General features: G+C 62.6%; 27 protein-coding genes. 18 read left to right on the forward strand and 9 right to left on the reverse strand.

Annotation, left to right across the window (positions count from 1 at the left end; all coding sequences use genetic code 11):
* The first annotated feature begins 70 nt into the window (after window positions 1–70).
* The 7 genes from lepB to FJ951_RS24620 all read left to right on the forward strand — a co-directional run bounded on the left by lepB (window position 71) and on the right by FJ951_RS24620 (window position 6511).
* Window positions 71–820, forward strand: a complete 750-nt coding sequence (gene lepB / locus FJ951_RS24590; protein WP_140517805.1) for a signal peptidase I — start codon at window positions 71–73, stop codon at window positions 818–820.
* Between the two features lie 4 nt (window positions 821–824).
* The gene (gene rnc / locus FJ951_RS24595; RefSeq protein WP_140494593.1) at window positions 825–1550 is read left to right on the forward strand and encodes a ribonuclease III; all 726 of its coding nucleotides are present in this window, start codon (window positions 825–827) and stop codon (window positions 1548–1550) included.
* Window positions 1547–2479, forward strand: coding sequence for a GTPase Era (gene era, locus FJ951_RS24600; RefSeq protein ID WP_140517806.1), 933 nt, complete (start codon window positions 1547–1549; stop codon window positions 2477–2479). Before rnc ends, era begins: the two co-directional genes overlap by 4 nt.
* A gap of 5 nt (window positions 2480–2484) precedes the next feature.
* Window positions 2485–3375 (forward strand): aminoglycoside phosphotransferase family protein, encoded by an 891-nt coding sequence (locus FJ951_RS24605; RefSeq protein ID WP_140517807.1) that lies wholly within the window; start codon window positions 2485–2487, stop codon window positions 3373–3375.
* A gap of 581 nt (window positions 3376–3956) precedes the next feature.
* Window positions 3957–5093 (forward strand): porin, encoded by a 1137-nt coding sequence (locus FJ951_RS24610; protein ID WP_140517808.1) that lies wholly within the window; start codon window positions 3957–3959, stop codon window positions 5091–5093.
* 132 nt (window positions 5094–5225) lie between these two features.
* The gene (gene recO / locus FJ951_RS24615) at window positions 5226–5996 is read left to right on the forward strand and encodes a DNA repair protein RecO (RefSeq protein ID WP_140494585.1); all 771 of its coding nucleotides are present in this window, start codon (window positions 5226–5228) and stop codon (window positions 5994–5996) included.
* The gene (locus FJ951_RS24620) at window positions 5993–6511 is read left to right on the forward strand and encodes a PaaI family thioesterase (protein ID WP_140517809.1); all 519 of its coding nucleotides are present in this window, start codon (window positions 5993–5995) and stop codon (window positions 6509–6511) included. The genes recO and FJ951_RS24620 overlap by 4 nt, the downstream gene beginning before the upstream one ends.
* 45 nt (window positions 6512–6556) lie before the next feature.
* Here FJ951_RS24620 and FJ951_RS24625 read toward each other — a convergent pair whose 3' ends face one another.
* Complete coding sequence (locus FJ951_RS24625; RefSeq protein ID WP_140517810.1) at window positions 6557–7021, reverse strand: NUDIX domain-containing protein; 465 nt, start codon at window positions 7019–7021, stop codon at window positions 6557–6559.
* A 250-nt stretch (window positions 7022–7271) separates the two neighbouring features.
* Here FJ951_RS24625 and FJ951_RS24630 point away from each other — a divergent pair, with 250 nt between their 5' ends.
* The 8 genes from FJ951_RS24630 (at window position 7272) to FJ951_RS24665 (ending at window position 15252) form a co-directional block, all read left to right on the forward strand.
* Window positions 7272–10004, forward strand: a complete 2733-nt coding sequence (locus FJ951_RS24630) for a DUF2339 domain-containing protein (RefSeq protein WP_140517811.1) — start codon at window positions 7272–7274, stop codon at window positions 10002–10004.
* A gap of 61 nt (window positions 10005–10065) precedes the next feature.
* A complete protein-coding gene (locus FJ951_RS24635) occupies window positions 10066–10308 on the forward strand; it encodes a type II toxin-antitoxin system VapB family antitoxin (RefSeq protein WP_140494579.1) in 243 nt (80 codons plus the stop codon).
* Complete coding sequence (locus tag FJ951_RS24640; protein WP_140494577.1) at window positions 10308–10724, forward strand: type II toxin-antitoxin system VapC family toxin; 417 nt, start codon at window positions 10308–10310, stop codon at window positions 10722–10724. Before FJ951_RS24635 ends, FJ951_RS24640 begins: the two co-directional genes overlap by 1 nt.
* Window positions 10725–10881: 157 nt before the next feature.
* The gene (locus tag FJ951_RS24645) at window positions 10882–11394 is read left to right on the forward strand and encodes an RNA polymerase sigma factor (RefSeq protein WP_140494575.1); all 513 of its coding nucleotides are present in this window, start codon (window positions 10882–10884) and stop codon (window positions 11392–11394) included.
* A 2-nt stretch (window positions 11395–11396) separates the two neighbouring features.
* Window positions 11397–12188, forward strand: coding sequence for an anti-sigma factor (locus FJ951_RS24650; RefSeq protein ID WP_140517812.1), 792 nt, complete (start codon window positions 11397–11399; stop codon window positions 12186–12188).
* A gap of 205 nt (window positions 12189–12393) precedes the next feature.
* Window positions 12394–13491 (forward strand): GNAT family N-acetyltransferase/peptidase C39 family protein, encoded by a 1098-nt coding sequence (locus FJ951_RS24655; protein ID WP_140494571.1) that lies wholly within the window; start codon window positions 12394–12396, stop codon window positions 13489–13491.
* A 5-nt stretch (window positions 13492–13496) separates the two neighbouring features.
* On the forward strand, window positions 13497–14960 hold the full coding sequence (locus FJ951_RS24660) for a RimK family protein (RefSeq protein ID WP_140494569.1): 1464 nt from the start codon (window positions 13497–13499) through the stop codon (window positions 14958–14960).
* A gap of 19 nt (window positions 14961–14979) precedes the next feature.
* Window positions 14980–15252 carry a DUF3303 family protein gene (locus FJ951_RS24665; protein ID WP_140517813.1) on the forward strand — a complete coding sequence of 91 codons (273 nt, stop codon included), beginning with the start codon at window positions 14980–14982 and terminating at the stop codon, window positions 15250–15252.
* 18 nt (window positions 15253–15270) lie between these two features.
* On the opposite strand, the gene FJ951_RS24670 is transcribed toward FJ951_RS24665, so the two are convergent.
* Window positions 15271–16188 carry a LysR substrate-binding domain-containing protein gene (locus FJ951_RS24670; protein WP_140517814.1) on the reverse strand — a complete coding sequence of 306 codons (918 nt, stop codon included), beginning with the start codon at window positions 16186–16188 and terminating at the stop codon, window positions 15271–15273.
* Window positions 16189–16303: 115 nt separating this feature from the next.
* On the opposite strand from FJ951_RS24670, the gene FJ951_RS24675 reads away from it, so the two are divergent.
* Window positions 16304–17194, forward strand: a complete 891-nt coding sequence (locus FJ951_RS24675; protein ID WP_140517815.1) for a fatty acid desaturase family protein — start codon at window positions 16304–16306, stop codon at window positions 17192–17194.
* Window positions 17195–17203: 9 nt separating this feature from the next.
* On the opposite strand, the gene FJ951_RS24680 is transcribed toward FJ951_RS24675, so the two are convergent.
* From FJ951_RS24680 to FJ951_RS24690, 3 genes are all read right to left on the reverse strand, one after another.
* Window positions 17204–19342: an EAL domain-containing protein gene (locus tag FJ951_RS24680; protein WP_140517816.1), complete on the reverse strand. Its 2139-nt coding sequence runs from the start codon at window positions 19340–19342 to the stop codon at window positions 17204–17206.
* Between the two features lie 65 nt (window positions 19343–19407).
* Complete coding sequence (locus FJ951_RS24685; RefSeq protein ID WP_140517817.1) at window positions 19408–20040, reverse strand: HD family hydrolase; 633 nt, start codon at window positions 20038–20040, stop codon at window positions 19408–19410.
* Complete coding sequence (locus tag FJ951_RS24690) at window positions 20040–20900, reverse strand: folate-binding protein YgfZ (RefSeq protein WP_140517818.1); 861 nt, start codon at window positions 20898–20900, stop codon at window positions 20040–20042. Before FJ951_RS24690 ends, FJ951_RS24685 begins: the two co-directional genes overlap by 1 nt.
* Before the next feature lie 82 nt (window positions 20901–20982).
* On the opposite strand from FJ951_RS24690, the gene FJ951_RS24695 reads away from it, so the two are divergent.
* Together FJ951_RS24695 and FJ951_RS24700 are read left to right on the forward strand one after the other, a co-directional pair.
* Window positions 20983–22314 carry a dihydroorotase gene (locus FJ951_RS24695; protein WP_140517819.1) on the forward strand — a complete coding sequence of 444 codons (1332 nt, stop codon included), beginning with the start codon at window positions 20983–20985 and terminating at the stop codon, window positions 22312–22314.
* A gap of 52 nt (window positions 22315–22366) precedes the next feature.
* Window positions 22367–22594, forward strand: coding sequence for a hypothetical protein (locus FJ951_RS24700; protein WP_140494553.1), 228 nt, complete (start codon window positions 22367–22369; stop codon window positions 22592–22594).
* Window positions 22595–22698: 104 nt separating this feature from the next.
* Here the strand turns inward: FJ951_RS24700 and FJ951_RS24705 are convergent, their stop codons facing one another.
* The 4 genes from FJ951_RS24705 to FJ951_RS24720 all read right to left on the reverse strand — a co-directional run bounded on the left by FJ951_RS24705 (window position 22699) and on the right by FJ951_RS24720 (window position 25079).
* Entirely contained in the window at window positions 22699–23493 is a 795-nt protein-coding gene (locus FJ951_RS24705) for a hypothetical protein (protein WP_181168440.1), read from the reverse strand.
* Window positions 23494–23562: 69 nt separating this feature from the next.
* The gene (locus FJ951_RS24710) at window positions 23563–23820 is read right to left on the reverse strand and encodes a hypothetical protein (protein WP_008874920.1); all 258 of its coding nucleotides are present in this window, start codon (window positions 23818–23820) and stop codon (window positions 23563–23565) included.
* A 387-nt stretch (window positions 23821–24207) separates the two neighbouring features.
* On the reverse strand, window positions 24208–24582 hold the full coding sequence (locus FJ951_RS24715; protein ID WP_140494550.1) for a TIGR02301 family protein: 375 nt from the start codon (window positions 24580–24582) through the stop codon (window positions 24208–24210).
* Between the two features lie 62 nt (window positions 24583–24644).
* A complete protein-coding gene (locus FJ951_RS24720; RefSeq protein WP_140494548.1) occupies window positions 24645–25079 on the reverse strand; it encodes an NUDIX domain-containing protein in 435 nt (144 codons plus the stop codon).
* Window positions 25080–25179: the final 100 nt, after the last annotated feature.

Here is a 25179-nt window from a genome sequence, read left to right on the forward strand (position 1 = left end):
TGACCACCGGCATGACGTTGCCCAGCGCGCGCCGAGACTCTATACCATCCAACGCACAATCGAGGACGACATGAGCGTGGCTGAAAAACCCCAGAAGAAATCCGGCGGGCTTGGCGAAACCGTCAGCGTCATCGTCCAGGCGCTTTTGCTTGCCTTGGTCATTCGCACGCTTTTGTTCCAACCCTTTTCGATCCCGTCGGGTTCGATGCGGCCGACGCTGCTCGAGGGCGACTATCTCTTCGTCACCAAATGGTCTTACGGCTATTCCCGTTATTCGCTGCCCTTCGGCCCGGACATCTTCTCGGGCCGCATCTGGGGCTCCGAGCCGAAGCGCGGCGACGTGGTGGTGTTCAAGTTCCCGCCGGACCCGTCCGTTGACTACATCAAACGTGTGGTGGGCCTGCCCGGCGACAAGATTCAGGTGAAGGACGGGCAGCTGTTCATCAACGGCGTCGGAGTCCCGCGCGTGAAGACCGGTCAGATCGACAATCCCGACATCACCGAAAAGGACTATCCGATCGACGTCTATCGCGAGACGCTGCCCAACGGCGTCAGCTACGACACGCTGGATCTGTCGCCGAACTCGATCGGCGACAACACGCGCGAGTTCGATGTTCCGCCCGGTCACTATTTCATGATGGGCGACAACAGGGACAACTCCGCCGACAGCCGATTCTCCGTCGGCTACGTTCCGGCCGAAAACCTGGTTGGCCGGGCCAACCTTGTTTTCTTCTCGATCGCCGGCAAGGCGAGCCCGCTCGAAATTTGGAAATGGCCGTCGCTTATGCGTGCTTCGCGCCTCTTCCACTTCGTTAATTAGGGTCATGGCGGCGACAAGACGGCTGACCGCCGACGCGCTCGCCGAAGCGCTGGTGGAACGCACGGGCCATGCCTTTGCCGACCGCCGGCGCCTGCAGCGTGCCTTGACCCATGCCAGCGCCCGCGGCGCCAATGCCGGCACCGACTATGAGCGCTTTGAGTTCCTAGGCGACCGGGTTCTCGGCCTGGTGGTGGCCGATATGCTGCTGGCCGCGTTTCCCGATGCGGCGGAAGGCGAATTGTCGCTGCGTTTCAACGCGCTGGTCAATGCCGAGGCGCTGTCGGAGATCGCCGAACATATTGGTCTGCCGGAGCTGATCCGCGCCGGATCCGACGTTCAAGGGCTCGAGGGACGCAAGCGCGTCAATCTGCGCGCCGACGCACTGGAATCGCTGATCGCCGTGCTCTACCTCGACGGAGGGCTGGAAGCGGCGCGCGCTTTCATCCACAAATATTGGCAGCCGCGCTCGCAGGCGTCGGGCGCCGGCCGACGCGACGCCAAGACCGAGTTGCAGGAATGGGCGCATCAGGCGGCAAGCGCCGTGCCCGTCTACCGCATCGATAGCCGCGAGGGGCCGGATCACGATCCGCTGTTCACCGTCAGTGTCATGGTTGGTGGGTTCCAGCCGGCTGTCGGCAGCGGCCGCTCCAAACGCGAGGCCGAGCAGGCCGCCGCCGCCGCCCTTCTGATTCGTGAAGGTGTCTGGATCGATCAGGGAGACGCGGCATGACAGCCACGGAAGACACGGTTCCGGCCGCGCCTGCGGCCGTTACGCATTCCGGCTTCGTAGCGCTGATCGGTGCGCCCAATGCCGGCAAGTCGACGCTGGTCAACCAGCTTGTCGGCGCCAAGGTGTCAATCGTCACCCACAAGGTGCAGACGACGCGTGCCATCGTCAGAGGCATCGCCACGCACGACAACGCGCAGATCGTCTTCGTCGATACGCCGGGCATCTTCAAGCCAAAGCGGCGTCTCGACACGGCAATGGTGACGACAGCCTGGGGCGGCGCCAAGGATGCCGATATCGTGCTGCTCCTGATCGATGCCGAGCGTGGCATTAGAGGTGATGCCGACGCCATTCTCGAACGCCTGAAGGATGTGCGCCAGCCGATGGCGCTGATCCTCAACAAGGTCGACCGCGTCAAGCCGGAGGCGTTGTTGGCGCTGGCGGCAGCAGCGAACGAAAGAGTGCCGTTCAAGCGCACCTTCATGGTTTCGGCGCTGACCGGCTCCGGCTGCAAGGACCTTCTCGATTACCTTGCCGAGGCGCTCCCGGTGGGGCCCTGGTATTATCCGGAAGACCAGATCTCCGATCTGCCGATGCGCCAGCTCGCCGCCGAGATCACTCGCGAGAAGCTCTATCTCAGGCTGCATCAGGAACTGCCCTATTCCTCGCACATCGAAACCGAGAAATGGGAAGAGAAGAAGGACGGCTCGGTGCGCATCGAGCAGGTCATCTATGTCGAACGCGACAGCCAGAAGAAGATCGTGCTCGGCCACAAGGGCGAGACCATCCGCGCCATCGGCCAGGCGGCGCGTATGGAAATCGCCCGCATCCTCGAGCAAAAGGTGCATCTGTTCCTGTTCGTCAAGGTGCGCGAGAACTGGGGCGACGATCCCGAACGCTACCGTGAGATGGGGCTCGAGTTTCCGCACTAGGATGGATGGATAGCAAGTCGAATACCGACGCAGCTTTGGTCAGCCGGTTGATCGCGGCGCAGTTTCCTCGCTGGAGGGATCTTGCGGTTCGGCCGATTGAACCTGGCGGATGGGACAACAGAAGCTTTCGTCTCGGCGACGAGATGACCGTTCGGTTGCCCAGTGCCGCCGCCTATTCCCTGCAAGTGGAGAAGGAACATCGCTGGCTGCCGAGGCTGGCGCCGCTGTTGCCGCTGCCCATCCCTATACCGCTGGCGATGGGAGCCCCGGCCGAAGGCTATCCGTGGCATTGGTCCGTCTACAGGTGGATCGAAGGTGAGACTGCAAAGCGCGAGCGTATCGCCAACCTGTCGGAATTCGCGGCGAACCTGGCCGGCTTTCTGGTTGCGCTGAAGCGGATCGACCCGGCTGGCGGACCGGGGCCGGGCCAACACAATTTCTTTCGCGGCGGGCCGCTGAACGTCTATGACGGGGAGACGAGACAAGCGATCGCGGCGCTCGACACCCGTATCGATGCCGGCGCGGCAAGCGCTGTCTGGGAAACGGCTCTTGCCGCCCCTTGGCAAGGCCCGCCCGTCTGGTTCCACGGCGATGTCAGCTGGGGCAATCTTCTGGTTGAACACGGCAGGCTAAGCGCGGTGATCGACTTCGGCACCTCCGGCATCGGCGAGCCCTCATGCGATCTGGCGATTGCCTGGACATTGTTCGAGGGAAAGAGCAGGGGGGCCTTCCGCGCTGGCCTCGGCGTCGACGACGCGACCTGGGCGCGCGGCCGCGGCTGGGCACTGTGGAAGGCGCTGATCACCGCCGCCGGCGAGATAGACGTCAACTCGGCCGAGATCGAACAATCCTGGCGCGTGATCGACGCGGTGCTGGCCGACCACAAGCGCCGGTAATAATGACCCAAACCGTTGGCTGGTGGCTATCGACCAGGGACGCCGAGGTTCCGTTGGGTAGACTTCTCAGTTGGCCAGCGCGGATTCTTGCAGACGAGTCCGCCGACGTCGGATTGATCTTCCCATCATGGCCTGTGGTCCGTTCCGGCGTGCCCGTGACCCGCTGAAAAGATTCCTTCGAGGGGATCGGCTTCGGTTTCACGTGGCTGGGGAATGGCTAGGTAGAAACGACCATGGAAGTGGGTTTATTTACGCGAAGTTTCTCAAACAATTGGTGTTCGTAGAATATCATCATAAAATTGGAACATACAGGGAATTATTACGGAAATATGACAATGTTCCACTTGTGCGGTGCCGTAATTTGAAGTGAATTCTCCAGTGATATTTCTGCAACACGGATTTAATCTATGTCATCAATCCCGAATGTTTGTGGAATTGTCATTGAAGGCGGAAGATTGATGGGTATGTTCGCCGCGAAAAGGGGACGCGGTGCGGGCCTTTTTCGTTGTGGTGAGGCGGGAAAATATATCCGCCAACCAAAATCCGAAGCCATTTTTAACTTTGACTGGAGAGGTCAGAAAATGAACATCAAGAGCCTTCTTCTCGGCTCAGCCGCGGCACTGATCGCGGTCTCCGGCGCTCGCGCCGCCGACGCTGTCGTCGTCGCCGAGCCGGAACCCGCTGAATACGTCAGGATCTGCGACGTCTACGGCGCCGGCTACTTCTATATCCCCGGCACCGAGACCTGCCTGCGCATCGGCGGCTATCTCCGCTATGACATAGGCGTCGGGGACAGCGGCACGCTGGATGGCGTCAACAACGTTGCCGATCACATGGACGGCGATAGCCACGACACCTACTACAAGAACATGCGCTTCGCGCTGAAGACCTGGACCGGCCAGGAAACCGAGCTCGGTACGTTGAAGACCTACACCGAGACTCGCTTTCAATTTGGCAACAGCAGCGGCGACTATGAGACTGGCGGCACTGGCTGGCAGGCCGGCAACAAGGCGACGACCCTCAACTTCGCCTGGATTCAGCTCGGCGGCCTGCGCGTCGGTAAGGATGAAACGGCATACGATTCGTTTATCGGCTATGCCGGCAACGTCATCCAGGACACGATCATCCCGTACGGTATCAAGGATACCAACGTCGTGCAGTACTATTTCGACGCTGGCAGCGGCTTCTCGGCCGTGGTCTCGCTCGAAGAAGGTACCGGCGTCAACACGATCGACAGCTATGTTCCGCATGTCGTCGGCGGCTTGAAGTACAAGGGCGACTGGGGTGCGGTCACCGGCGTCGTCGCCTATGACAGCAACTACGAGGAAGTGGCCGGCAAGGTTCGCTTGGACGTCAATGTCGGCAAGGAATTGACGCTGTTCGTCATGGGCGGCTACGGCACCAACGACAACATCAACGACTTCGGCACGGGCCGCACCCAATACAAGCCGTGGGGCGGAAACTGGGCGATCTGGGGTGGCGGCACCTACAAGTTCAACGACAAGACCTCGTTCAACGCCCAGATCTCCTATGACGACTGGAAGAACCTCGGCGTCGCTGCCAACGTCGCATACACGATTGTGCCCGGTTACACGATCACGGCTGAAGTCGATTACCTCAATGCAGGAAAATTCGACGACGCCGACTTCAACAACTGGACCAAGGCCGACAAGAAGAGCAGCGTCGGCGGCATCCTCCGCTTCCAGCGCTCGTTCTAACGGATCGACTGACCCCACCAGACCCGCCCGCAGCTATGCTGCGGGCGGCTTTTTATGCACCCTTGCGAGAGCCAGCCCAGGCACCAAGCCCGTACCTTGATTTCGCCACCCGATCGGTGAAATGCTCCAGGCATGGAATGGCGCGACGAGGGAATCATTCTCGGCACCCGCAAGCATGGCGAAACCAGCGCCATCCTCGAGGTGATGACGCGTGCGCATGGCCGCCATCTCGGCCTCGTGCGTGGCGGGCGCTCGCGCAAGCAGCAGCCTGTTCTCCAGCCCGGCAACCGTGTCGACCTGCTTTGGCGGGCGCGCCTTGATGAGCACCTCGGCACGTTCCAGGCCGAAGCGATCGAGATGAATGCGGCCAGGTTGATGGAGAGTGCGGTCGCCGTGTATGGCCTGCAGACCATGGCCGCGCATCTGCGCCTGTTGCCCGAGCGCGACGCCCATGGCGGCCTCTACGAGGCGCTGTCGGTGATGATCGTGCATCTCGATGACGTCGATGCGGCCGGCGAACTGGTGGCCCGTTTCGAGCTCCTGATCCTCGACGAACTGGGTTTCGGTCTCGATCTCAGCCAGTGCGCCGCGACCGGCACGCGGCAGGATCTTGCCTATGTCTCGCCGAAATCGGGCCGAGCGGTGTCGCGGGAAGCCGGCGCGCCTTGGCGCGACAAGATGCTGGCGCTGCCGGCCTTCCTGCGTGGCTCCGGCCTGCGCGCCGATCCGGCGGCGATCCAGGATGCCTTCCGGCTCACCGGCTTCTTCTTCACCCGTCACGTCTACGAGCCGCGCGGCATCGAGCAGCCGGACGCGCGCTCCGGCTTCCTCGCCGCGCTGCGCAAGCACCACACGACAAAAGGCCTGTCGGGAGAAACCGCCGCGAGAGAAATCATCACATGAGCGAAGTGGAACTTTATCCAGGCCGGGTCTCGCCGCTCGGCCTCGGCACCATTCCGCATGCCGACATGCTTGCCTACACCGGCCTGGAACTTTTGCAGCGCATCATCGATGGCAAATATCCGGCGCCGCCGATTTCCTTCCAGCTCAGCTTCGCGCTGACCGAAGTCTCGGAAGGCCGTGCCGTGTTTCGGGGTGTGCCGAACGAGCGCCACCTGAACCCGTTGGGGGGCGTGCATGGCGGCTGGGCGGCGACACTGCTCGATTCGGCGCTTGCCTGCGCCGTGCAGACGCTGCTCGCAAAAGGCGAGGCCTATACGACGGCGGAATTCAAGGTGAACCTGACGCGGCCGATCACGCCCAGGACCGGAGAGGTGGTCTGTGAGGGCAAGGTTATTCACAAGGGTCGCACGCTGGCGGTATCCGAGGCGACGTTGAAGGATGCCGGCGGCAAGTTGCTGGCTTTCGGCACCGAGACATGCTCGATCTTCCCGGCCGCCAATCTGGCGGCACGATAAGGATCGTCCAACACGCACTGGACGACCGGTGAGAACAGCAGGCGCCTATCCGGCTTTTTGCCGTTCCACGAAATCGTCCAGGATCGCGCGCTGGCCTTTGAGTATCTTGAGACCGGCCTCCAACTCTGAAAACCAACCGGCCCGGTCAACTTCGGGAAATGCCTTCATGGATCCCGACCTTGGCGGCCACTCCATGGTGAACATGTTGCTTCTGATGGCATCGGTGTCGACATCGGCCTCGACGCTCCACGCACTCACGATCTTGCCGCCAGGCTGCCGATAACTGCCGACAGGCTGGAAGTCGCCGTTGATGACGACGCCGAGTTCTTCTTCCGCCTCACGTCGGGCGGCTTTCAACTCGTCCTCGCCTTCGTCGACGAGCCCTTTGGGGATCGACCATGCCCCCTCATCTTTTCTTGCCCAGAATGGTCCACCCGGATGGACGAGCAAGAACTGGAGGGCCCCGGCGTTTCGCCGGTAGATCAGCAGTCCTGCGCTTCGTTGCGGCATGCGTATTCTCATGACATCGCTTGGAGAACCCTTTGCGGCCAAGGTATCATAGGCCACCGGCTGCGGGTTTGGCAGGCAATGTTCCGGGAACCGGCCATTCGCAACCGATGCCGAGGGCCAATAGGCGCAAGCCGCTGGCTTTCGACGCCGAAACATGCTCGATCTTTCCAGCCGCCGATCCGACGCCGTTGGTCGTTTGCAGGCCACATTTGATTGTCAGTAGCAACTGGTCTGGTTTGGGGGAGCCGCCATGTTTGAAAGCCTGATCGGCCTTGTCGCCATCATCGCGCTGTTCGTCATCATTTCGCGCCAGCAGAGCCGCATCGGACTGATCGAGCGTGAGCTAGGCGCACTGCGGAGCCTCGTCCTTTCCGGCGCCGTGCCGCCTCTCGCCAAGCAGTCCGAACCGGCGGCGACCGAGGGCCAGCCGGCCGAAGCCGTTGTTGCTGCGGCCGTGGTCGTTTCGCCAACGGCCAGCGAGGCAGCCACCGGGCAGGCGCTGCCGGCTCTGGAAACCGACGCCGCGACGGACGAGGTCAAGCCGGGACCATGGACACCAGGCGAGGCGGCGCCCAAGGTAGCCGAGCCTGTCGCAGCGGTGAAAGCGCCCGGCAAACCCGATATCGAAACGGCGCTCGGCACCCGCTGGGCGGTCTGGGTCGGCGGTTTGGCACTGGCGCTGGGCGGCCTGTTTCTCATCCGCTACACGATCGAAGCCGGAATTTTCGGCCCCGGTGTGCGGCTAACCATGGCCGGGCTGCTCGGCCTTGTGCTGATTGCAGCCGGCGAATTCATTCGCCGCACCGGCTTCAGGGTGCCCGTGCAAGGCGCCGCAGGCGCCTACATCCCGGCGATCCTGACTGCGGCGGGCGCCTTCATCCTGTTCGGCGCCGTCTATGCCGCACATGGCATCTACGGATTTATCGGGCCGGCGCTCGCCTTCACGCTGCTCGGCGCCATCGGCATAGCGACGATTGCCGCCGCCCTTGTCCACGGCCAGGCGCTGGCTGGTATCGGCCTCGTCGGCGCCATGGTGACGCCGATGCTGATTGCCTCTCAGGCGCCCAATCCCTGGGCCCTGTTCGGCTATCTGGCGATCGTGCTTGCCGCCAGTGGCGTCATTGCCCGCATGCGCGATTGGAAGTTGCTGATGACGGCGGCCTTTGTCGGTACCGGCATCTGGACGATCCTCTACATGACCGATGCGCCGGGCGCGAATTTATCCGTGATCCTGTTCGTGAACACCGTGACGCTCGCCGTGCTCGCCTTCGTCTGGCTCGGCCGCCGCAGCGACGAAAGCGGATCAGGCAGGGCTTTCGACTGGCCCTCCGTCGCGCCGGGCTTGTTTGTTGCCCTCTCGGCGCTGGACCTTTCGGTCGATGCGGCCTTCGTCGCTGCCGGCGATGCCTTGCCGGGAGCCGTCGTGCTCGCCGCGATGGTGGCCGTCGCGCTCTACCGCCCCCCGGCGCTGCCACTGCTCTATGCGGCGGGACTGGTGACGGTGCTGATCTATCTCGGCATCATCCCGCCGACTTCGATCGCTTCCGATTTTTCCGGCGACGTCTTGGGTATCGACGCCGTGCCCCTGGCGACATCGAACGCACTGACCTTGCGCATCGGTGTTGCGCTTGGCCTTGTCTTCATCGGCGCCGGTTTCTGGGCCGCCCGCAAATTTGCCGCCGCGCCCCACTTCCGCGCTGCGTCATGGGCGGCGTGGGGCGTCATCGTGCCGTTGGTCGTCCTGCTGGCACTCTGGTTCACGTTCGGCAATCTCGACCGCGATCTTGCCTACGCCGCCGTGGCGGCGCTGCTGGTCGTGGTTTTCGCTGCCGTGGGCGAGTGGATCGCGCGCGGCGAGCAACCGCCGTTGCAGGGCAGGGCGGCCGTATCCTTCGCGCTCGGCGGAGCCGCGCTCGCAGGCCTGCTGATGCTGCATATGGCCTTCAGTTCCGGCTGGACAACCATCCTGCTTGGTGCGGCCGCAATCGTGCCGGCGCTGGCCACGCGCTGGCGTTCCTATCCGGTGCTCGGCTGGATTTCGGTCGGCGCGGTCGCGGCGGTGCTTGGACGTGTCATCTTCGATCCGACCGTCGTCGGTGCCGGGTTCCTGTCGACGACCCCGGTTTTCAACTGGCTGCTGCCGGGCTATGGCGTGCCGGCGCTCGCCTTCGCTTTCGCCGCCTGGCAACTGGCCCGCACCACCGACGGCCGGCCGCGCCTGGCCATGGAAGCTTCGGCGGCGCTGTTTGCACTGCTGACGCTTGCCGTGCTGGTGCGCCACGCCATGCATGGCGGTGTTCTCAACAGCGATGCGCCCACACTTGCCGAACAGGCCATCTACACGCTGATCGCGATCGGCACCGGCGCCATACTCGTGGCCATCGACAGGCGCTCGCCAAGTTCCGTGCTACGCTACGGGTCCATGGCGGCGGGCGTGATTTCGGTCGCCTTCATCGTCGTGCAGCATTTCCTGGTGCTGAACCCGCTTTTCACCGACGAGTCGACCGGGCAGATCCCGGCCTTCAACCTGTTGTTCCTCGCTTATCTCCTGCCGGCGGTCGCAGCCGGCGGGCTTGCGCTCTATGCCCGCAACAAGCGGCCGAAATGGTATGCCGCCATGCTGGCGCTGGTGGCGGCACTGCTTGCCTTCGCCTATGCCACGTTGTCGGTGCGGCGCCTGTTCAAGGGTGAGTTCATCGGCTTGTGGAGCGGCCTTGGCCAGTTGGAAACCTACACCTATTCGGCACTCTGGCTGATCATCGGCGTGGCGCTGCTGACCGCCGGCGTCTGGCTGAAATCGCAGGTGCTGCGCATCGCCTCGGCCGCATTGATCGCGGTCGCCGTACTGAAGGTGTTCCTCTTCGACATGTCGGAGCTGGAGGGTGTGCTTCGCGCGCTGTCCTTCATCGGCCTTGGCGCCGTGCTGATCGGCATCGGCCTGTTTTACCAGCGGCTTTTGACCAGGGCGGCGAAAGAGACTTGAGGGTTAGCATTGTTTGAATATTCAAAATGGAATATATGAATATTCCACGGGAGATATTCAAATGCCGCTCTATATCCGCGACGATGAGGTAGATGCTCTGGCGACGAAATTGCAGCGCGAGACGAATGCGCCGAGCAAAACGGAAGCCGTGCGAACCGCGCTTTTGCACGAACTTGAACGAAGCCGCGCCCGCAAACCGCTGCGGGAGAGGATTGCCGTTCTTCAAGCGCAAGCAGCGGCGTTGGGGCCGTCCGACACCACCTTCGACATCAAGGCATTCATGGACGAGATGTGGGAAGACTGATGTTTGTCGACGCATCGGTTGTCGTTGCAATTCTCGCCAAGGAATCGGGTTGGGAGGAATTGCTGAAGCGGATCGCCGACGTCGACGGTCAGCTGTACATTTCAGCGCTTGTTCGGCTCGAAGCTACGCTTGCCCTCGGGCGAGTGAATGCCGGTGCCAAAAAGCCGACTCCCGAAATGCTGTCTGCGGCGCGCGATCTGGTCGATGCGTTCATTGTTGAGATCGACGCTCGCAATGTAGCCATCAACGAGGATATCGGGGGGCGCGCCATTGATGCCAGCATCCGGTACGGCAAAGCGGTCGGTCATCCGGCCGACCTTAATTTTGGTGATTGCTTTTCCTACGCCTGCGCCAAGGCTCTTGATGTTCCGTTGCTCTTTAAAGGCAATGACTTTCTCAAGACCGATTTGGCGTAGTTGGCCTCCTGTTGATTGCGGGAATAAACCCGCCGCTTCCATCGTTACATCATTGCTTGGGTGACCGGGGCGGTGGACCGCTTCGCACTGGCTGCTTGCGTCGCGCCGCGAAGGCGCGTTCAATCTGATGAATAGGGCAATTCCGAAACCAGCGGTCATGGACGAAAAGAAGGCAGCAATCCTCGGCGAAATACCGCGCCTGCGCCGCTACGCACGCTCGTTGTTGCGCGACCGCGACGCCGCCGACGATCTCGTCCAGGACTGTCTCGAACGGGCCCTCATGCGGCTCGACAACTGGCAGACGGGAGAAAGCCCCAGGAGGTGGCTGTTTACGATCATGCATCATTTGTTCATTGACCAGATGCGCAAAGTGAACCGGCGCGGCGAAGCCGCGATGCTGTCGCTGGAAGCGGGCGAGGCGGTTGCACAGCCGGCCGAGCAGGTGGAAAGCATCGCCTCGCGCGAGATCGTCGACGCATTGCAGGCGATCAGCCCCGACCGCCGTGCCGCACTCGTCATGGTCGCGATCGAAGGCTTTTCCTATGCCGAGGCCGCCAACATCCTGGGAGTGCCGGCGGGAACGCTGATGTCGCGCATCGCGCGCGGGCGCGAGGAGTTGCGCGGACTGCTGGACGACACGGCACGCCGCCGTTCGATAAGGATCGTCTAGAAATGATCCGCCGCGATTTCTCCGAACGCGACATCCACATGGCACTCGACGGCGAGTTGCCGGCCGATGAGCGCGCCGCCTATGACGCATGGCTCGACGCCACTCCCGAGATGAAGGCGAAAAGCGCCCGTTTCATCGCCGACAGGACGGCATTGCGAGATGCCTTCGCTGGCGTGATCGACGAGCCGGTGCCGGTGCGGTTGCGCAAGGTGGTGCTTGGCGAGACGCCAGCCAGGACGCCAATGCCACGCTCGCGCTGGTGGCTTGCCGCCGCCGCTGCCGGTCTACTGGCCGCGGGCGGGCTTGGCGGCTACTTTGCCGGCAGCGACGGTATTGGCCGGGAAGATCAGGCCGAGGATCAGTTGGCCGAGCAGGCGATCGCCGCGCATGTCATCTATGCCGCCGAGAAGCGGCATGCGGTGGAAGTGCCGGCAAGCGACAAGGATCATCTGCTGACCTGGCTGTCCAACCGGGTCGGATTGAAGCTGGTTGCGCCGGACTTGACCGGCAGCGGGTTCCAACTGGTCGGCGGCAGGTTGCTGCCGGCTGGCGAGAGCAAGGCGGCAATGCTGCTCTATGAAGACGACAAGGGCGAGCGCATATCGCTCTTTGTAACGGCCGAATCGGTGGAGAACGCCAGGGGGACCTACGCTTCGGCGCAAGCCGGCCCGCAGGCCGTCTACTGGCTGGACAAGGGCTATGGCTGCGCTGTCGTCGGCTCAGTGCCGCGCGAGCAATTGGCCATCGTGGCCAAGAGCGCCTACAGCCAGCTTCTGGCCGGCCTGGCGAGTTGAACAGCATCGTTTTTTGGCGCCGCCGCCTACTCGAAAACGGTGACCTGGTTCAAAGCCTTTGTCCTCCCGGGCTGGCGCCAATCTGTCACAATTCGGCCCTAATCGAGGTGCGATAGCGCTGGATGGGCGCTGCCGTTTTGGGCTGGTGTCTGGACGTTTCGAATAGGGCCTTCATCACAACCCAATCGAGGTTTTCCAAGCCCGCATGCCTGCCGAGATTCGCACGGCCCGCGCGACTGACGTCGATGATCTCGCCGCCATCGAGAAAGCTGTTTTCTCCAGCGACCGCATTTCCCGTCGCTCCTTCCGACAGTTCATCGAGCGCGAGACCGCCGAGACGCTGGTCGCCGAAAGAGATGGCCGCGTCGCCGGTTATGCGATTGTGCTGTTTCGCAAGGGCAGCGGCGTGGCGCGCCTTTATTCGATCGCCACCAGTCCCTTTTTTGGCGCCCTCGGCATCGGCCGCCGGTTGCTAGTGGCGGCGGAGGAGGCGGCCTTCGAACACGATCGCATGATGCTGCGCCTAGAAGTGCGGGAGGATAATGCCCGCGCCATCAGCATCTACGAGCGGGCCGGCTACCGCAAGATCGGCCGCGAACCCGATTACTACGAGGACGGCGCCACGGCGCTGCGCTACGAGAAGACCTTGCGCGGCGAACTTCCGGCCGCCACCAGCGTGCCGTTCTACCAGCAGACCTGCGAATTCACTTGCGGTCCCTGCTGCCTGATGATGGCCATGGGCAATTTCGATCACGACTTCGTACCGGACCCGGTCAGGGAAATTCGTCTTTGGCGCGAAGCGACGACCGTCTTCATGATGTCGGGCCCGGGTGGCTGCGAGCCGTTCGGCCTCGCGGTCGCCGGCTATGAGAGCGGCCTTGCGGCCGAGATTTACGTGTCGTTCTACGGCGCGTTGTTCCTCCAGTCGGTGCGCAGCGCGGACAAGCGCCGGGTGATGGAACTGGCCCAGGTCGACTTTCGCCGACGCGCGGAACTTTACGGCATCCCGGTGAATTACCGTTCATTCACCATCGACGACATTCGCGCCGCGATCGCGAAAGGAAAATTGGTGCTGGTGCTGATCAGCGGCTTCCTGATGTTCGGCAAGAAGGTGCCGCACTGGGTGTTGGCCATCGGCGACGACGGTGACCATATCCTGATCCACGATCCCTGGGTTGAGGACGAGAGGCAGGAGACCATCCTTGATGCCGCCAACATTCCCGTGCCTTACGGCATCTTTATGAACATGGCGCAGTTCGGCCGCGACGGACTGCGCGCCGCCATCACTCTGGGGAAGCGCTGATAACAATGACCTGGGTTATCTTAACTGGCCGGCAGAGCGATCTCGACCAGGTGGCGACACCGCACAAGATTATCACCAACCGCGACTATCTCGCGCATCCGGCGCTGTTTCGCGGCCAGCGTCCCAAGGTCATCAACCTGTCGAACAATTACGGCTACCAGAGCCGCGGCTATTATGCCTCGCTGCTGGCGGGTTCGCGCGGCCACAAGGTCATCCCGACCGTAGAAACCATGATCGATCTGTCGGAGCGCAAGCTTTACGAACATGCGCTGCCCGAACTGGAGCTGGCGCTCAACAAGTGCCGCAAGGATCTTGGCGGCGCTTTTCCGGCGAAGGTCTGCATCTTCTTCGGCATTGGCCCGTCCAAGGTGTGGGACCGATTCGCCAAGCTCCTGTTCGACTGGTTCCGCGCGCCGGCGCTCGAGGTCCACATCAAGGACAGCGCCGAGTGGGCCTCGATCCGCAAGATCGGCTTTCATCCCCTGGCGCGCATGACCGAGGAGGAGGAGAGCTTCTTCCTGCAATGCCTGGACACCTATACCAATCGCGAATGGCGCGACACCAAGGGCCGCACGCCGGCGCGCTACACTTTCGCCACGCTGGTCGATCCGCATGAGGAATTGCCGCCCTCGGAAATCTCCTCGCTGCGCTACTGGGCCAGGATCGCCGAAAAGATGGGCGTCGAAATCGAGCCGATCACCAAGAGGGACCTCGCCAAGCTCGCCAATTACGACGCGCTGTTCATCCGCGAGACCACCTCGATCTCCAACCATACCTATCGTTTCGCGCGCCGCGCCCAGCAGGAAGGCATGCCGGTCATCGACGACCCGCTGTCGATGATCCGCTGCACCAACAAGGTCTATCTCAACGAGCTGATGGCCTACAACAAGGTGCCGGTTCCGCCGACCGTGATGATAGCCGGCACTTCCGACCTTGAACTGGCGGCGCAGACGCTGGGTTTTCCGCTGGTGCTGAAAATCCCGGATTCCTCCTTCTCGCGCGGCGTCAAGAAATGCGCCAATTTCGAGGAATTGAAGACACTCGCCACCGAATGGCTGGAGGATTCCGATCTTCTGATCGCGCAGAAATTCATCCCGACCGAATATGACTGGCGTGTTGGCGTGCTCGGCGGCCAACCGCTGTTTGCCGTACATTACCTAATGGCCAAGAAGCACTGGCAGATCGTCAACCACAAGGCCAGCGGCAAGCCCGACCAGGGCGGCATCAAGACCTTCACGCTGAAGGAGACGCCGCCCCATGTCGTCGAGACGGCAGTCAAGGCGGCGCGCTGCATCGGCGACGGCCTCTACGGCGTCGACCTCAAGGAGACCAAGGACGGCGTCTTCGTCATCGAGGTCAACGACAATCCCAACCTCGATCATGGCTGGGAGGACTCCGGCGAGAAGGACGAGGTCTGGGTACGGCTGACGCAATGGTTCCTGGAACGTTTGGAGCGGCCGGGCCGATAATTATCCGATTGGGGCAGAGATGCTGTTTTTGGTGACCGAGGATTTTCGCGGCTGCGACCGCAAGGAGATCTACCGCCGCTTCCGCGATTACGGTCGCCTGAAGCCCGAGGAGCTTCTGGTGCACCATAGCTGGATCGCGGCGGACATGAGCCGCTGTTTCCTGCTGGTGGAGACCGACGACGTCACGCTGCTGCAGCGCTGGGTGATCGAGTGGGCGGATCTGGTGGAGTTCGAGATCGTGCCCGTGGCGGCGAACAAGGACATGGTCGAGGCATTGAGCGGGCACCTCTGACCATCGCCGCTTGCTGGCTCAGCGGAGCGCCGGCGAGTTCACCACGCGCTGGCATTCATCGACCAGCCAGTCACGGAACGCCGCCACGACGTCCCTTCTTGCGCTCCGCTGCGGAATTGTCAGGCAATAGGGCTGGCGCAGCGCAATCGCCTTGGCGACAGGCCGGACCAGCCGGCCGTCCTCCACGGCCTCGGCGCAATAGATCCCTTGCGCCAGCGCCACGCCCAGTCCCGAAATGGCGAGGTCGAGCGCCGCGCGCGAGGAGTTTGCCGACAGGCCGCGCTGAATGCCGCGCCCAGGCGCTATGCCGGCCGCCTCGAACCAACTGCGCCATGAGGGAAAGGATGCGCCGGTCGGTCCCCAGTCGGTGTGGATCAGGGGCAGCCCGGCGAGCGGACCGCCATCCGCCTCCAGCACGCTGGCGAGCTTTGGCGCGCAGACGGGATAGACCGCGTCCTGGACAATGTCCTCGATCGGGTGCTCACGATAGTGCGGACCGTAGGAGAGCCTGAGGTCGATCAGGTCGCGGTCGAACGACACCGGGTCGTCATCGCCCCTGAGAGATATGTCGACGGCACCGTGGATGGCGATGAAGCCGGCAAGGCGCTCGGAAAGCCAGCCCATGGCCATGGACGGAGGGACCGAGACGACGAGCCGCGGGCGGAACGCATCGCCTGCAAGCTGGCGCGAGACGCTGCCGATTTCCTGGAAGGCCATGGTCAATCGAGGCAGCATCTCGACGCCAGCCTCGCTCAGGACGACACGCCGGTTGGCGCGGTGGAAGAGCTTGCGGCCAACTTGCTCCTCGACGATGCGGATGAGCTGGCTGACTGCGGCGGCCGAGACCGAAAGCTCTTCCGCCGCCGCGGCGAAGCTGCCGGTGCGCGCAGCCGCCTCGAAGGCCTGAAGACCTCGCAACGATGGCATTGCAACCATGGCGGTGACCAAAAAGATAAGTTCAGCTTATCTATATTGCAGAAATCCTCGTTGTTAGAAAGGTTTCTTGCTGGGGTATGCTGACCGAATGAATTCAATCGGCCGGAATGCCCCTATGGATCATCGTGACGTGATCGCCTCGCTGACGAATGAGGAGCGCAGCCGGCTAACCGGCAAGTCGGATGGGCCCGGCCTTGTTCAGCTCGCTTTCCACCTCGGCGCGATCCTGCTCCTCGGATCGTTGATCGCCGCCAAGGTGCCGTTCTGGCCGCTGCTGATGCTGCCGCAAGGCATACTGATCGTGTTCCTGTTCACGCTGCTGCATGAGACGGTGCATCGCACGGCTTTCGAAAGGCAATGGCTGAACGACGCAGTCGCGCGTGTCTGCAGCCTGGCGATCGCGCTGCCGGCCGACTGGTTCCGCTATTTCCATTTCGCCCATCACCGTTTCACACAGGATCCCGAACGCGATCCGGAGCTGGCTTTCCCGAAGCCGGAAACCTGGCGGCAGTACCTGGTCCACGTTGCCGGACTTCCAGTGTGGTTGGGGCATTTGAAGACGCTCTACGCCAATGCCGTGGGACGTTGCCAGGACAGCTACGTGCCCCCCAAGGGGCGTCCGAAGGTACGCGCCGAGGCGCGCGCGATGATTGCCTTCTACGCCGTCGTGCTGATGCTCGCGCTGTGGTTCAAGGCGACGGTGCTGCTCCATGTCTGGATCTTTCCCGCGCTGCTCGGCCAGCCGTTCCTGCGGCTCTATCTGCTGGCCGAGCATGGCCGCTGCCCCTTCGTCGCAAACATGCTGGAGAATACCAGGACGACGCTGACCAACTGGGCTGTGCGCAAGCTTGCCTGGAACATGCCCTTCCATGCCGAGCATCACGCCTATCCGGGCGTGCCCTTCCACCGGTTGCCGGAGTTTCATGCGCTGATCGAGCGGCATCTGAAGGTTGTCGAGCCGGGTTATATCGGCTTCCATGAAAAATACATCGAGACGCTGCGCTGATTTATGGCGTCAGCCGGTCTGGCTGCGCACCGCGCTCGATTTCAACAGGTGCTGAATCTCCGCCGCCTTTGACGGCACGCCGATCAGATAGCCTTGCGCCTCCACGCAGCCGTTTCGGCGCAGCATGTCGAGCTGTGCTTCGGTTTCTACGCCTTCGGCGGTGACGGTGATGCCCAGTTCGGCGCCCAGTCCGATGATGGTGCGCACGATCGCTGCGGTGTCGAGATTGCCGATATCGGAGATGAAGGAACGATCGATCTTGATCTTGTCGACGGGAAAGCGCCTGAGATAGCCGAGTGAGGAATAGCCGGTGCCAAAGTCGTCGAGCGCGATGCGGATGCCGAGTTCACGCAACTGTCGCAGCGTCTTCAGGACGGCTTTGCTCTCGTCCATCAGCACGGTTTCGGTGATCTCCAGTTCCAGTCGTCTGGCCGGCACGCCCGAAAAGGCCAGGGCGGAGATGACGCTGCGGGCAAAGCCGCCGCTTTTGAGCTGCACGGCGGAGACATTGACCGCAATGCGCAGGCCAGGTGGCCAGGCTGCCGCCGTCGCACAGGCCTTTCGCAGCGCCCATTCGCCAAGCGGCACGATCAGCCCGGTTTCCTCGGCGACCGGAATGAATTCGTCCGGCGCCACAGTGCCGCGCGACGGCGAATGCCAGCGCATCAGGGCCTCGGCGCCGACAATCTCGCCCGAAGCTATGGCCATGATCGGTTGGAAATCGAGATCGAATTCCCGGCTCGGCAGCGCCGTATCGAGATCGGCTTCGAGCGCCCGGCGCGCGCGCACCGTGGCATCCATGCCGGGCTCGAAGAAACGGTACAGGTTGCGCCCTTCGCTTTTTGCCCGGTAGAGCGCCATGTCGGCGTTTGTCAGCAATGTATCGGCGTCCCTGCCATCGCCGGGAGAAAGCGCGATGCCAACGCTGACGCCAACATGCATGTCCCGGCTCTTGTCATGAAATGGTTTGGCGATGGCCTCGACAATGCGTTTCGCCAGTTTTTCCGCGCTCGCCAGGCCCTCGACGTTGAATTGGACGATCACGAACTCGTCGCCGCCAAAACGGGCGACGATATCTGCGTCGTTGTCCACGCAGCGCAGCAGTCTTGCGGCCACGCCTTTCAGCAGCCGGTCGCCAGCCGGATGTCCCAGCGTATCGTTGACGACCTTGAAGCGGTCGAGGTCGAGCGAGAAGATTGCCAGCGGTCCCGCGGCCGCATCCTCCAGTGCCCGGTCGAGCCGGTCGCGAAACACCGAGCGATTGGGCAACCCGGTCAGCACGTCGTGATGCGCAAGATGGGTCATGCGCTCCTCGGCAAGCCTGCTCTCGGTCACGTCGTCGAAAGTGGCGACCCAGCCGCCGCCGCTCATCGGCCGGCGGGCAACCATCAGCGTTCGTCCGTCGGCGAGCCGGCGAGGGGTCGACCGCGTCTGGCCGGCCAGCACGCGAGCCTCGGTCCTCGAAACTTCGTCCTCGACATCTATGGGCGCATAGACGCCAAGGCGCACCAGCCGTTCGAGGAGTTCGCGGTGAGTCATGCCGAGCGGCAGATCCGCCTCGGTCACACCATAAAGCTCCAGGATGCGCTGATTGCGTACGATCAGCCTGCCGCCGGCGTCATACATCAGCAGGCCCTGCGACATGTTCGCGAGCGCCGCGTCGAAGCGGCGATGCTGTTCCTTGAGATCCTGTTCGGCGCGCCGCTGCTCGGTGATGTCTTCGTAGATCGAAACCCAGCCGCCCGATGCCAATGGCCGGTGCGAGATGCTGATGATGCGCCCATCAGAGAGCGCCTCCTCATAGGTCGAGGGTTTCGCTCCATCGATATAGGGCTTGCGGATGGCGTAAAGTTCTTCGGCGCTTTGCGAGGCGATGCCGACATCGACGCTGTGCCGCAGGATGTCGATGAAACGGATCCCCGGCTGCGCCACGTTGGCGTCGAGGCAGAAGATGTTGATATAGTTGCCGTTGCAGATGATCATGCGCTCGTCGGCGTCGAACATGCAAAGACCATGCGACATGTTCTCGACGGCGGCCGAAAAGCGTTCGTTTTGTTCGCGCAGTTCGTCTTCCATATCACGACGATCCACGCCTTCGGCCCCCTGTTCAGGGACGGTCGAACCATCCTTGTCGTCAACGACGGGCATGAGGCGTGCCTGCGGCTCGTGATCGAACACCGCACTGTCGGCTGTTCCGGTTAATTTAGCGTTTTCTACCCTACCGCCGTAGCAACCTTGCGCCGCGACTTCTCGATCGCGGAAAAACGCTTCAGGAAGGCATTCTGTGCCCAGGTTACCGAGCGCGGCGTGAAATCGAAGCGCTCGGCACTGAAGCCGCGTGGACGACCGAAGAACTCGGTCGCCTCCGCGGTCGAAAAGCCGGCGAGCAGCGTTGCCTCGAAATAGGCGGCGATCTGGTCCGCGCGCTTGATCTCCTTGCGCAGGCCGGCGCCTGGTTCCGGCGGCAGGGAGAAGCGCAGATGGATGGCGCGCTGCAAGCGCAGTTCACAGTCCTTGTAGCTGCCGCCCATCACCGATTTGAACGGCGAGATCATGTCGCCGATGACATATTCGGGCGCATCGTGCAGCAATGCCATAAGCCGGGCGTCCGCCGGCGCATCGGGCATCAGGTCGCAAAACAGCGCTTCCACCAGCAGCGAATGCTGGGCGACCGAGAAGGCGTGCTCGCCGCGGGTTTGGCCGTTCCAGCGCGCGACGCGGGCGAGCCCGTGGGCGATGTCCGAAATCTCGATATCGAGGGGTGAGGGGTCGAGCAAGTCGAGCCGGCGGCCGGACAGCATGCGCTGCCAGGCGCGTGGCGGCGCACCGATGCGGTCGGCCGCCATCAGGCCTCCTCCGTGCCGGCGGCTTCCTGGGGAAAGCTGAAGTTGGCGAAAGGTGGAATGGCCACCGTAACCGGCACGTCTCCGGCCAGGATCGGCTGGCCGGCGTCGAGCGCTGTCTTGACCCTGTCGATACGGGCGATGCCGAGGCCGATCGTGCCGGCATTCGAGCCGAGAGTGCCCACCGATCGCCCGTCGACGGTCAATTCGGCGCCGGCCTCAGGCAAGGCCCGTTCGGCCCTGACGATCAGCACCCGCCGCCTTGCCGTGCCACGATGCTGCATGCGCGAGACGACCTCCTGGCCGACATAGCAGCCCTTCCTGAAGCCGACGCCACCGGTCTCGTCGAGCAGCACGTCATGCGGGAAGGCGTCGCCGAGCTGGTAGTCGGTGCCGCTCTCGGCAATGCCATGCGCGATGCGCAAGGCCTGCCATGCGGCACCGTCGTCAGTCTCTTGAGCGCTGCCATAGGAGCGGGTGACGCTTTCATCGCGAAAGCGCCGGTCGGCCAGCACGGTTGAATCCTTTTGTGAGGGAGCTGACTCATTTCCCCAGGCAATGGAGACAAGCGTCTGTTCGGATTTGGCAATCTCGACCTTGGCGCGCAACTTGTACAGCATCAGCCGGCGTACGAAATCGTCAGCGATCTCGGCGCGGCATTCGAGGCGGAACGCGTTTTCGCCGGCCCGTGAGATCAGGAAGTCAAACAGGATCTTGCCTTGCGGTGTCAAAAGCGCGCCCGGTTTTGCCTCGCCGGCGCCGAGCGCGTCGAGATCGGTGGTCAGGATGTTCTGCAGGAAGTGTTCGGCATCCGGACCGGAGACGGAGATCAGCGCGCGGTCTTTCAGCAGGGCAAAGGGCATGGGGCGGATAAAAGCCTGATCTTGCAAAACAGATGGCCATTACGTAAGCCGCTGACACTTCCCCTGCAAGAGATCGATCAGCATGGCCAACACCTACGACCTCATCCTGACAGGCGGCATGGTGGTCAACCATGACGGCGAGGGGCAACGCGATGTCGGCGTGAAGAATGGGCGCATCGCCGCCATCGGCGATCTGCGCCAGGCCTCGGCCGGCGAGACGATCGACTGCCGGGGCCTGCATATCCTTCCGGGCGTCGTCGACAGCCAGGTGCATTTCCGCGAGCCGGGACTGGAGCACAAGGAGGATCTGGAGACTGGATCTCGGGCGGCGGTGCTCGGTGGCGTCACCGCCGTGTTCGAAATGCCCAACACCAATCCATTAACCACCAGCGAAGAAACGCTTGCCGACAAGGTCCGACGCGGCACCGGCCGTATGCACTGCGACTTCGCCTTCTGGGTCGGCGGCACCCGCGACAACGCCAACGATGTCGCCGAGCTCGAGCGCCTGCCGGGCGCGGCCGGGATAAAGGTTTTCATGGGCTCGTCCACCGGCGACCTGCTGGTCGAGGACGATGAAGGCGTCGCCTCGATCCTCAGGAACACCCGCCGCCGCGCCGCTTTCCATTCGGAAGACGAGTTCCGGCTGCGCGAACGCCTTGGCGAGCGCATCGAGGGCGATCCTTCATCGCATCCGGTCTGGCGCGACGAGATCGCCGCCTTGCGCTGCACCGAGCGGCTGGTGCGCGTCGCGCGGGCCGCCCGTGCCCGCATCCACGTCCTGCACATCTCCACGGCCGAGGAGATATTGTTCCTCGAACAGCACAAGGATGTCGCCACCTGCGAGGCGACACCGCACCATTTGACACTGTCGGCGGACGACTACAAACGGCTCGGCACGCTGATCCAGATGAACCCGCCCGTCCGTGCCCCGCGCCATCGCGACGGCGTCTGGCACGGAATCGCGCAAGGCATTGTCGACGTACTCGGTTCCGACCATGCCCCGCACACATTGGCCGAAAAAGCAAAACCATATCCGGCATCGCCCTCGGGCATGACCGGCGTGCAGACGCTGGTGCCTATCATGCTCGACCATGTCAATGCCGGTCGGCTGACTTTGCAGCGCTTCGTCGATCTTTCAAGCCACGGCCCGCAGCGCATCTTCGGCATGGCCAGGAAAGGCCGTATCGCCGCCGGCTATGATGCCGATTTCACAATCGTCGACCTGAAGCGGCGCGAGACCATCACCAATGCACAAGCCGGCTCGAAGGCCGGCTGGACGCCTTATGACGGCAAGGAAGTCACCGGCTGGCCGGTCGGCACTGTCATTCGAGGCCAGCGCATCATGTGGGAGGGCGAGATCGTGACGCCGGGCCAGGGCAGGGCAGTGGAGTTCTCCGAGGCGTTGCCCGCATAGCCATTTCACATCGTTGGATTTCTTAGGCACGATCCACTAAGTTGAGTGGGTTATGCGCACAGATATCACGCCAATGATTGTTCCCGCTGAGTTTCCGGAGCTCCAGGCACTCGTCTGGAGCCGCGATGCAACGCGCCCAATTCCTGCCGAGGAAGCTTTCGCCATCTACGAGCGCAACTGGCGGTTTGTCGATCAAGAGCGCCTTACAACATCTGAAAGGCTGCTTATCCAGAACCTGGCGGAAAAATTCGGCCAGGGCATTCTTTTGACCACTGGCTGAAGTTTCGTTTCCTTCCTGATTTCTCCGCAACTGGAATATTAACGGGCCCGATGCAGCCATTCGACGAGGCGATCCGCACGAATAGGCACTCGCGTGTCCGAGTTTCAGTCGCCGGCGACGAAAAACGTCCATTGCCCAGCGGGCGTGATGCCGACGCGGTAGAAGATGTAGGCGCCGAACTGCTTCATGTCGTCGAAGTCACTCGCGGTGACGATCTTGAACAGCTCGACCCGTTGCCTGGCGTCGAGCTTGTCCAGGGGTAGAGCGAAGAAATACGGCCAGACATAGAGCTCTTGTGGCGTGCCGGCATCGACATGGACATAGCCGGCATTGAGCACCTCCTCCAGTATGGCAAGAATCTCCTGGCCATCCTGGTCGCCGGAGAGCCCCTTGAGGAAGGTAATGGCGTCGCCATCTATGTCGGTCAGTGACAATTGGGTCATGCCGTCGCCCTTGCCGATCAAAGGCCTCAGTCTTTCGACGTCGCCGCTCTCGCAGGCTTCGATGATCAGGTCATGCATGCGCCGCACCGGTTCAGGCAGCTTGCCGAGGTCGTAGACGACCTCCGGCGTGGGCGCGTCGGGATCGACGCGCGGCCTGTTGGTGGCACCGTCGCCGTTCGGCGGGGTGACCGGCTCGGCCTTGTCCGGAGTGGTTGGCTGGCTGGTCGAAGATGGCGTTCCGACCGGATCGGGTATCGGCACGGTGCTTCCCGGCGGCGACACGTCGTCGTCCACCATCGGTTGGGCCGGCGAGGGGAATTCTTCGCGCTTGATCTCGCTCAGCGCATAAGCGGGACTGCTTGTCAGACACGCAACCAAGGGGATCGCGGCACTGCACGCGGCGAAACAGATGCAAAGGACCAAGCCGCGCGGCTCGCCTGACATCGAAAAATTCACTGCCCGTTTCTCCCTGCTTCCGGGCATGATGCCCGAGCGGCATTTGCCGTCAAAGAACCGGACGTCGGTTCAGTGCCGCAGCCGTTCGGGTTCGAAGGCGCCAGCAATCACCTTTTCACGCATGCGGTCGAGCAGGGCAAGGGCCGATGTCTCGCCGTTGGCGCGCAGCATTTCGCCGAACGCGGTTTCAAGCGCCGCTTCGGCGATGATCTCGGGTTCTATGCCTGCCGAAAGACCTTCGGCCCAGGCCTCGCTGTGGCTCTCCACCGCGGTCAGGCGCTTTTCTTCCCTGACCAGCGCGTCGATGTCGTTGACACCATGTTCCATAAGCGATGTCCACCCTTGCAAGCAGCGATCCGTCGATGGATCAGGCTTGATCTGTTCCGTTTACACGCAGCCGCAAATAAGTCTTTGTAAATACGACATTTTTTTGATCGTTCTTTACAGGAGGCCGGTTGCGCTTGCGAAGCTGCATTCAATCCTGGTCAAACTTAGCCGATTAGGCGTGCCTGCGGGGTGAAAACCTTCAGTTTGAGTTAATTCCACATCCGCGCGCTAACGTTTCATTAACGCTGTTGCATAAGCGCAACAAAAGGATTGCACCATGACAGTTCTCGACACAAGCTGGATATGCCCGCAGTCGCCGCCAATGGACCGGATATCTGTTGATGAAGGCCGGATGCGCTCTTGCGAGGGCACTTTGGGCGATATGCGCTAGTTGCCGTAGCGCGAGGCGATGTCGCGCGACAGGGTCTCGCCTTCCTTCATGTAGCGGCCGATGGCTTCGGTCGCCGACGCGGTGCATTGCGTGTAGGTGCCGCCGAATGAGCGGTAACCGCGATTGAAGCTGGCGATGAAGCGGGCGCGCCGTTGCGGATCCGGGTTCTCCGATTCGAGCAGCTTCTGCATCTCGCCGCGCCACTGGTCGCCCTTTTCGCCGCACAGATTGCGCAGGAAATGCAGCGACCCCAGAACCTCCGCCAGCCGCATCAGCCCCGGTTCGAAGGGTGCCTCGGCGCTGAACGCCGGTCGTGCCGCCACAGGGCTGACGGCAAGGCATGTCGCGAGAAGGAGAGGAAGGCAACGCATAAGTCAATCTGGCCAAACAATTTGCCGCCTGCAAGGCGATTGTGCCGGGCGAATTCCGGATTTCAGGGTCGCTCAGGGGTTTGCGACGGCCGTCCAAGCAGTTCCTCGGCGACCGCGAGCACCGAACCGGCAAGCGGCAGATCAGCCATTTCGGCCAGCGTGTAGAAGGCGGCGGTCTCGGCGTCGTCGCTGGCCACGGCCTCGCCGCCGGCATGGGCCGCACCGAATACCGTCAGCAGGTAATCGACCGGATGCCCGTCGAGCGTGCCGTCGATGAGGATTTCGCGCAGCCGTCGGTAGTTTTCGGCCTGCAATTGCGTCTCCTCCAGCAATTCGCGCCGTGCCGCCTGTTCCAGCGTCTCACCGGCTTCGACCTTGCCGCCCGGGAATGCATAGAACCCTTGCGAGGGTTGTCGCGCCCGCTTGACCAGAAGCACGGCGTCGCCGCGCACAACGGCGACCGAGACCGCGGGAATGACTTTTCGCACTTCGTCCATGGATATCCGATCGCCCTGATTTACGGCAGCCTGTTGTGGACCGGCCGACGCCGGACAGCTTTAACGGTTGCAGTGCTGCTGTTCCATCGCCACTTTCGAA

Origin of the sequence: Mesorhizobium sp. B2-2-3 (assembly GCF_006442405.1) — a bacterium.
Taxonomy (GTDB): Bacteria; Pseudomonadota; Alphaproteobacteria; order Rhizobiales; family Rhizobiaceae; genus Mesorhizobium.

What these genes read in the sequence shown, in the direction of transcription:
- lepB (WP_140517805.1), top strand. Translation starts at nt 71, where the DNA reads ATGAGCGTGGCTGAAAAACCCCAGAAGAAATCCGGCGGGCTTGGCGAA.
- rnc (WP_140494593.1), top strand. Translation starts at nt 825, where the DNA reads ATGGCGGCGACAAGACGGCTGACCGCCGACGCGCTCGCCGAAGCGCTG.
- era (WP_140517806.1), top strand. Translation starts at nt 1,547, where the DNA reads ATGACAGCCACGGAAGACACGGTTCCGGCCGCGCCTGCGGCCGTTACG.
- FJ951_RS24605 (WP_140517807.1), top strand. Translation starts at nt 2,485, where the DNA reads ATGGATAGCAAGTCGAATACCGACGCAGCTTTGGTCAGCCGGTTGATC.
- FJ951_RS24610 (WP_140517808.1), top strand. Translation starts at nt 3,957, where the DNA reads ATGAACATCAAGAGCCTTCTTCTCGGCTCAGCCGCGGCACTGATCGCG.
- recO (WP_140494585.1), top strand. Translation starts at nt 5,226, where the DNA reads ATGGAATGGCGCGACGAGGGAATCATTCTCGGCACCCGCAAGCATGGC.
- FJ951_RS24620 (WP_140517809.1), top strand. Translation starts at nt 5,993, where the DNA reads ATGAGCGAAGTGGAACTTTATCCAGGCCGGGTCTCGCCGCTCGGCCTC.
- FJ951_RS24625 (WP_140517810.1), bottom strand. Translation starts at nt 7,021, where the DNA reads ATGCCGCAACGAAGCGCAGGACTGCTGATCTACCGGCGAAACGCCGGG.
- FJ951_RS24630 (WP_140517811.1), top strand. Translation starts at nt 7,272, where the DNA reads ATGTTTGAAAGCCTGATCGGCCTTGTCGCCATCATCGCGCTGTTCGTC.
- FJ951_RS24635 (WP_140494579.1), top strand. Translation starts at nt 10,066, where the DNA reads ATGCCGCTCTATATCCGCGACGATGAGGTAGATGCTCTGGCGACGAAA.
- FJ951_RS24640 (WP_140494577.1), top strand. Translation starts at nt 10,308, where the DNA reads ATGTTTGTCGACGCATCGGTTGTCGTTGCAATTCTCGCCAAGGAATCG.
- FJ951_RS24645 (WP_140494575.1), top strand. Translation starts at nt 10,882, where the DNA reads ATGGACGAAAAGAAGGCAGCAATCCTCGGCGAAATACCGCGCCTGCGC.
- FJ951_RS24650 (WP_140517812.1), top strand. Translation starts at nt 11,397, where the DNA reads ATGATCCGCCGCGATTTCTCCGAACGCGACATCCACATGGCACTCGAC.
- FJ951_RS24655 (WP_140494571.1), top strand. Translation starts at nt 12,394, where the DNA reads ATGCCTGCCGAGATTCGCACGGCCCGCGCGACTGACGTCGATGATCTC.
- FJ951_RS24660 (WP_140494569.1), top strand. Translation starts at nt 13,497, where the DNA reads ATGACCTGGGTTATCTTAACTGGCCGGCAGAGCGATCTCGACCAGGTG.
- FJ951_RS24665 (WP_140517813.1), top strand. Translation starts at nt 14,980, where the DNA reads ATGCTGTTTTTGGTGACCGAGGATTTTCGCGGCTGCGACCGCAAGGAG.
- FJ951_RS24670 (WP_140517814.1), bottom strand. Translation starts at nt 16,188, where the DNA reads ATGGTTGCAATGCCATCGTTGCGAGGTCTTCAGGCCTTCGAGGCGGCT.
- FJ951_RS24675 (WP_140517815.1), top strand. Translation starts at nt 16,304, where the DNA reads ATGGATCATCGTGACGTGATCGCCTCGCTGACGAATGAGGAGCGCAGC.
- FJ951_RS24680 (WP_140517816.1), bottom strand. Translation starts at nt 19,342, where the DNA reads ATGCCCGTCGTTGACGACAAGGATGGTTCGACCGTCCCTGAACAGGGG.
- FJ951_RS24685 (WP_140517817.1), bottom strand. Translation starts at nt 20,040, where the DNA reads ATGGCGGCCGACCGCATCGGTGCGCCGCCACGCGCCTGGCAGCGCATG.
- FJ951_RS24690 (WP_140517818.1), bottom strand. Translation starts at nt 20,900, where the DNA reads ATGCCCTTTGCCCTGCTGAAAGACCGCGCGCTGATCTCCGTCTCCGGT.
- FJ951_RS24695 (WP_140517819.1), top strand. Translation starts at nt 20,983, where the DNA reads ATGGCCAACACCTACGACCTCATCCTGACAGGCGGCATGGTGGTCAAC.
- FJ951_RS24700 (WP_140494553.1), top strand. Translation starts at nt 22,367, where the DNA reads ATGCGCACAGATATCACGCCAATGATTGTTCCCGCTGAGTTTCCGGAG.
- FJ951_RS24710 (WP_008874920.1), bottom strand. Translation starts at nt 23,820, where the DNA reads ATGGAACATGGTGTCAACGACATCGACGCGCTGGTCAGGGAAGAAAAG.
- FJ951_RS24715 (WP_140494550.1), bottom strand. Translation starts at nt 24,582, where the DNA reads ATGCGTTGCCTTCCTCTCCTTCTCGCGACATGCCTTGCCGTCAGCCCT.
- FJ951_RS24720 (WP_140494548.1), bottom strand. Translation starts at nt 25,079, where the DNA reads ATGGACGAAGTGCGAAAAGTCATTCCCGCGGTCTCGGTCGCCGTTGTG.